This window comes from Streptomyces sp. NPDC016845, assembly GCF_044332585.1.
In the GTDB taxonomy this organism is placed as follows: Bacteria; Actinomycetota; Actinomycetes; order Streptomycetales; family Streptomycetaceae; genus Streptomyces.
Window position 1 is genome coordinate 17,533 of the sequence record NZ_JBIRPI010000044.1, and the last position, 10,028, is coordinate 27,560.

Sequence of the window (10,028 nt, forward strand, 5' to 3'; positions counted from 1 at the left end):
CCTCATAGGCGGGACCGGGGTGGAGGTCGGCGGCGCGGCGGTCCAGGTGCCGCACCACGGCGGACTGGGCCATCGTCTGGTCCGGGTCGCTGAGCACGTCGCTGACCAGGTCGGCCTCGTCCGCCTCGGCGACGTGCTGCAGCTCGTCGAGGTAGATCGCGAAGGGACCGTGCTCGTCAGAGTTCTGCTGGATGTGGTGGAAGCTCATGCGGCCTGTTCCTCTCGCTCGATCAGGACGAGGTTCTCGAAGCGGGCGTCGGCGCGGGTCAGGGGCACCAGGTGGTCGCTGGTGATCGCGCGCTATCCCGGCTGGGCGGCGGCCTCGACCACCTCGCACACCAGCGTGAGCGCGGCCGCCGGGCTGCCCGCCCCTTGGGTGGCCCTGGTGCGGAGCTTGACCGTGGAGAAGGTGGACTCGATCGGGTTCGTGGTCCGTAGGCGGATCCAGTGCTCGACCGGCGGTCGTAGAAGGCCAGGAACTCGTCCCGGCCTTCGGTGATCTTCGCGACTGTCTTCGGGAACGTGGCACCGTAGGTTTTGGCGAACGCCTCGACGCCCTCGGTGCACCCCGGCGTTGACGCGAAGGTCCGGGCAGCGGCAGCCCATTCATTCATCCGCTGTGCGTGCGCGACACCCTCACGCCCACCACTTCGTCCACGAGACTTCACAACCCTTGTGGCGACGTGCCCTGGCTACGAGCCAACCGGGCGAGGAGGCCGTCCTTCACCGTCTTCCATTCGGTGCTGACGACGGAGTACATAGCAGAATGTCGCAGCCGGCCGTCCTCTCCCGGCGCCCAGGACATCGACCAGTTCCGCAGTACACCCTCATGGGTAGCTCCGAGGTTCTCGATGGCCTGACGCGACCGCTTGTTCCGGGCGTCGGTCTTGAGGTCGACCCGCGCCACGCCCAACTCCTCGAACGCGTACTGCATCAGCAGCATCTTGGCCTCGGCATTGATGCCGCAGCCTTGCGCCGAGGCACCCAGCCAGGTGAAACCGATCTCCACAGCACGCAGCCGACTGCCGCCAGGCCAGTACCGCGGGTCCCAGTACGCCGTGCAGCCCACGGCGCGCCCATCGCTCTGACGAATCTGCGCGAAGGGAACAAGGCCCTGCGCCACGCGATCGAACTGGGCTTTCAGGTAACCGGCAACCTGCTCGGCGCGTGGGACGAGCGTGAAAGAAAAGCTGCTGCGGTCCTCCTCCGCCGCACGAGCGAGATCTTCGGCATGGTCATCGGAAAGTGCCTCAAGTCTGACCAGGGAACCCTTGAGCGGGGGGACGACGAACCAAGGCTGCATGCGGGGCCACTCCTCATCGTTCCTGGCGTTGGCACCTTGCTGTCGCAGGTTGCCGGACCGTCACGGGGCCAGGTCCCTCAAGTCCTCTGGATGAACGCCGACGATCATTACCTCTCCATCCACCGCAGTCAAGGACCGGGACGTCACCGCTCAGTGGCCCGTCATCGCCGCGGCCGTGAGGGAACTCCCGCGCGACACCACGCCGACAGTCGCCCGCCCAAAGAAGGAGTCGGAGGTTCCGTTGCGCTCGCGCGGCAGCGTGTCGATGAACCGGGCGCTGATGGCCGTCGGTCGGTCGACCGTCTCCAACTGGCCGTCTTCCGGGTGATCACCGGCCGGAGCGGCGGGCGTCCGATCGGCAGGGACGCGCGCGACTTCGACCTTGAGCTGACCGACAGCCGGACGTTCAACGGCGGCGTCCATCAACTCGGCGCTCCAGAACCAGACCTCAGGCGTCGTCGACACATCCCAGCACTCGGCCAGGCGCCCCTGCTGAACCGCGAGACTTCGTCTAAGGCGTCACAGCAAGGGCATCTGTCTCCGCGCCCCTTCCGGGTTATTTCACAGACTGCCGTCAGGAGGCAGGCAGCGGCCCGGGCTGTACGGTGTCGCGCGAGGCGGTGGGGTAGTTGTCCGCGCGGGTGAAGGTGAATCGTTCCCAGGCGCCGACGGTGTCGTTGCGGGCACGGAGCAAACCATTGTCCGTGTCGCTGTCGTTGATTTCGGTGGAGACGTACTTGCCGTTCTTGCTCGCCTTGAGGGCGTAGTTTCCGTTGCTCTGGCGCTCAAGCTGGAACCGTTCCCAGCTGCCCGCGCTGGTGGCACGCGCCCGCAGCATCCCTGCGTGGCTGCCGGAATCCTCGACCTCGACGCTCACGTAGAGGTCGTTGTACTGGGAGCGCAGGCTTACGCCGCCGTCCGTGCCGTTGGCAGGCAGGGCGAATTGTTCCCATGAGCCGGTGGGGGCGTCACTGCGGGCGCGAAGCTTGCCTTGCTGGTTGCCCGCGTCACTGAACTCGCCCGCGACGTACTTGCCGTTGGCCTCTGCCTTCAGGCCCCAGCGCGCCACATGGGCCGATACCCAGCCGGCCAGGTCGTCGACGCGGACATCGAGCGCGTCAGTGCGCGTCTCGGCGTCGTCGGTACCGAAGCAGCCGCCCTGCCAGGAACGGGAGCTGATGCCGACGAGTTCGGTCTTGCCGCCGACGGTGGTGACGGCCGGGGCGCCCGTGTCGCCGGCGCAGATGGTGGCGCCGTTCTGACCGGTCAGGGGCAGGTCGCTGGTGCTGGTGGCGCCGACGGTGAAGGTGCCGGTGTGCAGCTTCAGCGGCGACCACTCCGTCTTGGTCCGCCCGTAGCCGGCCACGGTCACGGTGGTGCCGGCTGCCGGGGCCTGGCCTGCGAGGGGAGCCGGGGCGACGGTGGTGACGGGCTTGTCCAGTCGGGCCAGGACCACATCGCGGTCGGTGCGCGGGACGAGCTGCACCACGTTGCGGACCTGGCCCGCGGCGGACGCCAGGTCGGTGCGGCCGATGGTGGCCTTGGTCGTCTTGGCCGGAGCGCCGGCGGCGGGGTGGCCGTCGGCGGAGAAGCAGGTGGCGGAGGTGAGCAGCCACTGCGATTCGACCAGGACACCGGAGCAGGTGCTCTCGTTGTCACCGATGTCGATCCGCGCGGTGAACGCGGCGGTCTGGCCAGTCGCTGCGGAGCCGGTGAGGGCTTGGGCGCCGGGGCCGGTGAGCGTGGCGCAGGCGACGGCGGCCGCCAGTGCGGTGCTGGTCAGCGCTGTGCGCGGGTGGGGCTTGAACATGTGACACTTCCTTGATCTGGTCTGCGCTGCCTCGAAGACGGATGGCTGAGGCGTGACAGGTGGCCCGCCGCGGGTCCGGTCGTAGGTGCCGTCCGGACGGGTCTCTCGTGCGCAGGTGATGAAGCCTGCAGGTGGAGGTGGTGCCGTCTCAGGCGGAGATGCGCAGTTCGACCAGGACGGAGCGCACGCCGGTGTCGCCGGACTCACCGACTCCAGTCAGGTCGTTGGCGGGAGCGTTGACCACGGTGTTCTTGCCGTCGGCGGTCAAGGTGGCCTTCACCGGCTGGGCTCCGGTCCAGATGTTGAAGGAGTCGGGCAGTTCGAGGGTGAGGTAGCCGCTCTTGGCGTTGGACCTGAAGCAGAACTTGCCCTTGTGGGACTCGACCATGAGGTTCGCGGTGTCGGAGACGCACTCGTTCACGTCGGTGATGGGCGTGAGGATGATGTGGCCGTCGCCGCGCTTGAGGGTGATGCCGCGTTCCTGGAGCAGTTTGTCGGCGCCCGGGTAGGCGAAGTCCTCGACGAGAGTCGGCATTTCGGACGCTGCTCGGGGCGTTGCGGGCGAGTCCTGCGGGGCGGCCAGCGCGGTGGCGCCCAGCCCGGCCACAGCCATCGCGGTGAGGAAGCCCAGAAGCAGTTTCCGGGCAGGGGTTATCGCCATGTGTCTCTCTCAGGGTCGGGAGTGCGCCGCGAGGCGGAATGAGGTACCTCAATTTACACAAGATAAGCACATGTACATCACAGGTAAGATCCACGGCGGCGTGATCGGTCTCCAACGGATCCCCGCTGCCTGGCGCTTCGTTGGCGAGTGCGGGTCGCGGGGGTGGCCCGGCACGTTCGCTTCCGCGATCCCGTTCAGGCAATCCATCGAAGACAGACATAGGTGCTTAAATAGCCCTCTGATCTCAATTTTGGGTGGAATCAGCCTTTGAGATTGGAAAGGTCTACAGGTGAACAAGTCATCTCCGCCCGCACGGCGTAGACGCAACGACCATCCGCAACGAATAGGACGCGCGCAGGGCTTCGCCTCCCGTGCTGTCTGTGCCTCGGTGCTCTCGGCCGCGCTGACGGCCGGCCTTCTTGGCACCGCGACCGCGAGCGCGGACGACGCCGAGCCCCCGGCGAACCGGGGGATGGCCGTCGGTTACTGGCTCGGTGGTGGCTCCGGCGTCAAGGAAGCTGCAGAGCAGGCGTTGCTCGGCAGTGACGAGGACATCCGGGCGTTCCTGACCGAGGTGCCGTCGATCGAGGAGATCGATGACCGGGTGGACGCCTCGCGCGTCCTGAACGCCGGTGGCTCCGCGGTGCGCGATGCCGCGAAGAGGGCCCTGGCCGGTACACCCGCCGACCTGGAGGCTTTCCTCGGTGAGGGGTGGAAGGCCCCGAACGAGGTGGACCAGCGGGTCGAGGCGACCCGGCTGGTGAACCTCGGCGGCAGCGCAGTGCAGGACGCGGGCAAGGCTGCCCTGTTGGGGGCCTCGGAGGACGTCAAGGAGTTCCTCGAGAACGGCCAGTACACGGCGCGGCAGACCGACGATCGCGTCGAGGCCACCAAGCTGTACAACTCCGGCGGTACCAACATGAAGGCGGCCGCGAGGCTGGCCTTGCTGGGGACCCCGGAAGACATCACCGAGTTCCTGGACGTGGGGCAGTTCGTCGCCCGCGACCGTGACCAGGAGCACGCGACCATCGCGCAGCTGACCGAGCAGGCGGAGAAGGCCGGCCAGCAGGCCGAGGACGCCACCGACGCCGCCAAGGAGGCCTCCGCCAAGGCGGTCGCGGCCGCGGCGCTGGCCGAGGAGGCCGCCAGGCGCTCCGCCACGGAGGCGCAGGCCGCCAAGAACGACGCCAAGCGCGCCACCGTGAAGGCCCAGCAGGCGGCCGATGCCGCCCGGGCCGCGGCGAGCGCCGCCCAGCAGGCGATCGGCGCGGCCGACGCGGCCAACCGTTCCGCACGCCGCGCATCCTTGGCCGCCGCACAGACCGCGAGCGCCGCCGCGGCCGCGGCCAACGCCGCCACCCGCGCCTCCAACGCGGCGATCGCTGCCGGCAAGGACAAGGACCAGGCACAGGCGGCCCGCGACCGGGCCAAGGAAGCCCGCGACGCGGGCGCGCTGGCCAGGAAGTCAGCCAAGGCTGCCGAGCAGGCCGGCAAGGCCTCCCTCGCGGCCGCGGAGGCGGCCCTCGCCTCCCGCAGTGCCACGGGCAACGCCAACGCCGCGGCCGACGCTGCCGATGAGGCAGCCGGTTATGCGGAAGCGGCCGGCGGTTCGGCCGCCGAGGCCCGCGCGGCCGCGGCCGAGACGCGCCGGCACGCCAACGAGGCCAATCGTGCGGCCACCGCCGCCGAGGCGCTCGCACGCAAGTCCGCCGCAGCGGCGAGTGAGGCCCGCAACGCCGCCAACTCCGCTGCCACGCACGCGGACAATGCGGCCGATGCAGCTGAGGAGGCGGCCGAACACGCCGGTGAGGCAGCCGACCAGGCCGCCGAAGCCACCAAGCAGGCCGCGGCGGCCAAGACCGCCGCGAACGCGGCCAGCGCCGCGGTGGCCACCGCCAAGAAGACCTTCGCCATCGCGCGGGAGACCGAGGCCGAGGATCTCGCCACCCGCACCAACGCGGCCGTCGAGCGCGCCAAGACACAGAAGACCTACGCCGACGTCTTCACCTCCGATGTGTCCAAGGCCGTTGTCGACGGAGAGGCGATCGGCAACGACGTTCACGCTCTCGCGGCAGAACTGGCGCAGCCCGGCGCCGACGAGGCGGCCATTGCCGCGAAGGGCCGCGAGGTCGCGCTGCGGGCGCTGGAGTACTTCGGCTCCTGGCGCCAGGACGCCGCCGCCCAGGCCCTGTCCGGCACCGACGCCGACGTCCTGGAGTACCTCCGCACCGGCTGGGACAACGCCATCGCCAGCGAGCGGCGCCAGCAGGTCGCCGACCTCCAGTCCACCAGCCCCTACGAAGCCGTGCGCACCGCGGCCACCGAGGCGCTGACGGGCACCGACCAGCAGATCGCGGACTTCTACGCCACCGGCCAGTACAAGACCGCCGAGAGCTACTACCGCGCGGAGGTCACCAAGCTCTCCAACGACGGCGGCCCCGCCATGCAGGACCAGGCCAAGAAGGCCCTGCTCGACGGCAGCACCCAGGCCCTGCTCACCTTCCTCAACAACACGCAGTACAGCGCCCGCAACAGCGACGAACGGGCAACGGCGACCAAGCTGTACAACGACGGCGGCCCCGAGGTCCGGGCCGCAGCCAAGATCACCCTGCTCGCCCCGGCCGACGAGGTCCACTACTTCGTGGAGACCGGCCAGTACATGGCCGACCGCAAGGACCAACTCGCCAGCACCCACATAGCCCAGGTCGAGCGCCTCATCGCCGAAGGCGAAGGCATCGCGGCCAAGGCCCAGCAGAACCGGTGGATCGCCGCCGAGGCCGCTGCCGTGGCCAACGACGCGGCAGCCGACGCACAGACGGCCAAGGTCGAAGCCGGAAAGAGCGCCACAGCAGCCCAAGGCTACGCAACGGAGGCCGACCAGGCCGCCGACCGCGCCGAGACCAGCGCCAAGAGCGCCAAGGCCTCATCCGCGGCCGCCCGCAGCGCCGCCGACCGCGCCAACCAGGACGCCGTCAACGCCGAGGAATCCGCCGCCCAGGCAGAGTTCGACGCGAGCTACGCCCACAACTCCGCAGCCGAGGCAGCTGGATCGGCTGAAGAGGCCCGTCAGTCCGCTCTCGCTGCGGGCAAGAGCGAGAAGGAAGCTGAGGGGTTCGCTCAGGAGGCTTGGAAGGACGTCATCAAGAAGCGCGACGCCGAACAAGCAGAACTTCGGCGCATAGCGGCCGAGAAGCGAAAGCGTGAGCGTGAAGCACAGGAGAAAGACAAGCCGAAGTGCTACATCCCGATGAACCGGGACAGCCTGCCACCCTGCGTGGCCGGTACGTTGTCCGCGGGCGGTGAACTGGTCTTTCCCAAGGCAAGCCCTGACCTGGCCAAGCTTCTTTTGAAGGGCGCCTGGGAGCTCTCGGGTGGTGCTGACATTCAGGAGTGCGTCAGCAATCCCACGGCCGAGGCGTGCATCTGGGCGGTAGCTGGGGTTCTTCCTGTCGGGAAGGGAGGAAAGCTCCTCAAGAAGGGGTACGAAAAGGTCGATGACCTTATCGATGCCACTCGTTTGGGACGAGCCGCTAAGTGCAAGGCCCCGACGTCCACGCGCGCGCTGACCCGGGCTGCGAAACCCACAAAGTGTGTGACTTGGCTGATCGGAAAAATTCCGTCTGCAGAGCAGACGGCCCTTGATGACACTCTTCGTCACCTCGACGCCGGCACCGTACCAACCGGACCTACAGCCACCAAATGGGGTACGAAGTTCAAGAATTGGGCAGGGGATCTTCCCGGTGCCACGGGCCCTAACTCACCCTACAGGGAGTACCGCGTTGCGAACGTCTACGGGCAGGGTGCAGGAGCCCAGCGCGTGGTCAAGAACATTGACACTGGTGAGACCTACTACACGTGGACACACTACGGTGACGCAGGGGACCCTCCGTTCGTAAGGATCAAATGAATCGATGACTGCTCTCGAAAACGTCGTGATCACCTCGAAGGAAGACGTGCTTGAGATTCTTTCGATGGCAGAGCGCGCCGGTGTCCCAGTCTTCTCACTACACACGGAAGGGAGAACAGACCGGGAGTCCTTTTTCCGTGCCGTCAAGGAAGTCGTACCACTCGATCCACCCTTGCGAAGCACACGAAGTTGGGATGCGCTCGCGGACTCCATGTGGGAGGGTCTGCACGAGCTGAAGGCACCCAGAGTGCTCATCGTGTGGCCGGACGCCTACCCAGCAGAAGAAGATGAAGACGGTGACTTCCGAACCGCGTTGATGGTAATGGACGACGTTGCGAAAGACCTTGCTGACGTCCAGCTAACTGCTGGAACCGCAGTATCACTCAGCATCTACGTGGCAGTTAATGCGTAGAGCCTGCTTCCGCGTCTACGTCGAAGATGCCCACACCTCTCACTGAGTGAAGCTAATCGGCTAGGAGGAGGCGCTTCGCGACTGACACCAAAAGTGTGCGGACGCACATGAAGGTGTTTACAGCGCCGGTGTACGTCAGCGCTTCTCCTTGCACGAGGCCGTGTCAAGGGGTAGCGCTGATGTAGTGCTCCGGAGCCGTCAACGGTATCCAGTGTTCCAGGCCGTGCCTCGCAGGGGCTGGTTCCAGGCCCTGCGGTTACTGTCAGTGGCCAAGAGTCGTGCTGGGTTCAGCCCCAGGTCCGGCTCGCCGGTTCGGATTTGTCGGGCGCAGGTGGACCCAGTGCTCGGCTGGGAAGCCGTAGAACGCCAGTTCATCGACATCGTCGGTGATCTTCGTGACGGCTTTTGGCCACTTCGCGCCGTAGGTGCGCCCGAAGTCCTTCATCGCCTTCTCAGCGTGATCGCGGTCCTCGGCGTTGTAGATCTCCTGCAGCGCCTTCTTCGCGCTCGGCTGGGCCGATTTCGGCAGGGCGTTGACCACGTTCCGGATTTTGTGAACCCAGCGCCTTAAATGCCTGGCCTGCGGAAACACCTCGGCCAGGGCCCGCCACAGCCCCATGGCCCCGTCGCCGACGACGAGCTCCGGATCGCGCATGCCGCGCCGACGGCAGTCCCGCAGGAGGTCGGCCCAGGCCTCGGCGGACTCGCGCAGGCCCTCGGCGAGCACGATCAGCTCCTTACTGCCATCGGTGCGCACGCCCATGAGGATCAGGACACAGGAGCGGGTTTGGCCGAGGCGGACCTGGGGGTGGACGCCGTCGGCCCACACGTACACGTAGTCAGATCCGGACAGGTTCCGGTCCTGGAAGGCGGCATGATCGTCGCTCCACTGTCTGGTCAGCCGGGTCACCGTGGCCGGCGAGAGCCCAGCGGCCGAGCCGAGGAACTGCTCCATCGCGGGCACGAAGTCACCCGAGGGCTGACCGTGCAGGTAGAGCAGGGGGCAGGACCTCGCTGATCTTCGGGGTCTTCCGGCACCAGGGGGCGAGGATTTTGGAGGAGAACGGCTTGCGCTCGCCCGTCTCGCCATCGCCCCGTTTGTCGTTCCCTCGCGGTGCCTTCACCGCAATCGGCCTGGCGGCGGTGGTCACCGCCCGCTCGCGGTGGTGACCGTTGCGGACCACCAGACGGCGACCGGCCGCGTCTCGCTCGCCCGGCAACTCAGCCATGTACTGGCTGGCTTCGGCTTCCAGGGCCGCAGCGAGCATCCGACGGGCGCCCTCACGGACGATGTCGTCCATCAGGGAGCCGCTACGGGTGCTGCCGTCCTCGTTGACTACGCTCGGGTCTGCACGGTGAGTGGTGTAACTCCCGTACTGAAAGCGACAGTTGATGACTGACGTGATGAGTGGGATCGAGGCCGGGAAGGCCGCTGCGAGTGGGGCGAACGCCGTCGATGACGGGCTGGTCGCCGAGCTGGTGGCCCGGGCCCAGGCCGGCGGGGTGAAACTCACCGGGGAGGGCGGCCTGCTGCAGCAGCTGACCAAGCGGGTGCTGGAGTCCGCGCTGGAGGGCGAACTCACCGATCACCTGGGGCACGAGCCCGGTGAGCGGGCCGAGGGCGGCCGGGAGAACTACCGCAACGGGCACCGCTCCAAGACGGTGATCACCGAGTCGGGTCCGGTCGAGATCGCGGTGCCGCGAGACCGGGCCGGTTCGTTCGAGCCGTAGCTGGTCAAGAAGCGTCAGCGGCGGCTGGGCGGGGTGGACGAGATGGTTCTGTCGCTCTCGGCGAAAGGGCTGACGCACGGGGAGATCTCTGCGCATCTCGCCGAGGTACACGGCGCGGAAATCTCCAAGTCCACCATCTCCACGATCACCGACAGCGTGATGGCTGGCATGACGGAATGGCAGAACCGTCCCCTGGACAGCGTC

At 67.6% G+C, this 10,028-nt stretch carries 7 protein-coding genes, 2 pseudogenes and 1 riboswitch; of the genes and pseudogenes, 4 read left to right on the forward strand and 5 right to left on the reverse strand.

All coding sequences use genetic code 11. From position 1 onward, the window contains the following. Window positions 1-19: 19 nt before the first annotated feature. The gene (locus ACH4RC_RS41075; RefSeq protein ID WP_398209924.1) at window positions 20-499 is read left to right on the forward strand and encodes a hypothetical protein; all 480 of its coding nucleotides are present in this window, start codon (window positions 20-22) and stop codon (window positions 497-499) included. A 165-nt stretch (window positions 500-664) separates the two neighbouring features. Here ACH4RC_RS41075 and ACH4RC_RS41080 read toward each other — a convergent pair whose 3' ends face one another. The 4 genes from ACH4RC_RS41080 to ACH4RC_RS41095 all read right to left on the reverse strand — a co-directional run bounded on the left by ACH4RC_RS41080 (window position 665) and on the right by ACH4RC_RS41095 (window position 3,774). Further along, window positions 665-1,303, reverse strand: coding sequence for a GNAT family N-acetyltransferase (locus ACH4RC_RS41080; protein ID WP_398209909.1), 639 nt, complete (start codon window positions 1,301-1,303; stop codon window positions 665-667). Window positions 1,304-1,313: 10 nt separating this feature from the next. Further along, window positions 1,314-1,400, reverse strand: a riboswitch (SAM riboswitch). Between the two features lie 53 nt (window positions 1,401-1,453). After that, window positions 1,454-1,768: a hypothetical protein gene (locus tag ACH4RC_RS41085; RefSeq protein WP_398209910.1), complete on the reverse strand. Its 315-nt coding sequence runs from the start codon at window positions 1,766-1,768 to the stop codon at window positions 1,454-1,456. A gap of 109 nt (window positions 1,769-1,877) precedes the next feature. Beyond that, window positions 1,878-3,113, reverse strand: a complete 1,236-nt coding sequence (locus tag ACH4RC_RS41090) for a trypsin-like serine protease (protein ID WP_398209912.1) — start codon at window positions 3,111-3,113, stop codon at window positions 1,878-1,880. Window positions 3,114-3,261: 148 nt separating this feature from the next. Next, the gene (locus ACH4RC_RS41095) at window positions 3,262-3,774 is read right to left on the reverse strand and encodes a hypothetical protein (RefSeq protein ID WP_398209914.1); all 513 of its coding nucleotides are present in this window, start codon (window positions 3,772-3,774) and stop codon (window positions 3,262-3,264) included. Between the two features lie 289 nt (window positions 3,775-4,063). Here ACH4RC_RS41095 and ACH4RC_RS41100 point away from each other — a divergent pair, with 289 nt between their 5' ends. Both ACH4RC_RS41100 and ACH4RC_RS41105 read left to right on the forward strand, forming a co-directional pair. Further along, window positions 4,064-7,681, forward strand: a complete 3,618-nt coding sequence (locus tag ACH4RC_RS41100) for a ribonuclease domain-containing protein (RefSeq protein ID WP_398209916.1) — start codon at window positions 4,064-4,066, stop codon at window positions 7,679-7,681. Window positions 7,682-7,685: 4 nt separating this feature from the next. Continuing rightward, on the forward strand, window positions 7,686-8,093 hold the full coding sequence (locus ACH4RC_RS41105) for a barstar family protein (protein WP_398209918.1): 408 nt from the start codon (window positions 7,686-7,688) through the stop codon (window positions 8,091-8,093). A gap of 313 nt (window positions 8,094-8,406) precedes the next feature. Here ACH4RC_RS41105 and ACH4RC_RS41110 read toward each other — a convergent pair. Further along, a pseudogene (locus tag ACH4RC_RS41110) lies at window positions 8,407-9,394 on the reverse strand (IS256 family transposase); the annotation flags it as partial. Window positions 9,395-9,485: 91 nt separating this feature from the next. Here ACH4RC_RS41110 and ACH4RC_RS41115 point away from each other — a divergent pair. Further along, window positions 9,486-10,028, forward strand: a pseudogene (locus tag ACH4RC_RS41115) (transposase); the annotation flags it as partial.

Coding starts and splice junctions, on each gene's coding strand:
- ACH4RC_RS41080 (WP_398209909.1), bottom strand. CDS start 1,303: ATGCAGCCTTGGTTCGTCGTCCCCCCGCTCAAGGGTTCCCTGGTCAGA.
- ACH4RC_RS41090 (WP_398209912.1), bottom strand. CDS start 3,113: ATGTTCAAGCCCCACCCGCGCACAGCGCTGACCAGCACCGCACTGGCG.
- ACH4RC_RS41095 (WP_398209914.1), bottom strand. CDS start 3,774: ATGGCGATAACCCCTGCCCGGAAACTGCTTCTGGGCTTCCTCACCGCG.
- ACH4RC_RS41105 (WP_398209918.1), top strand. CDS start 7,686: ATGACTGCTCTCGAAAACGTCGTGATCACCTCGAAGGAAGACGTGCTT.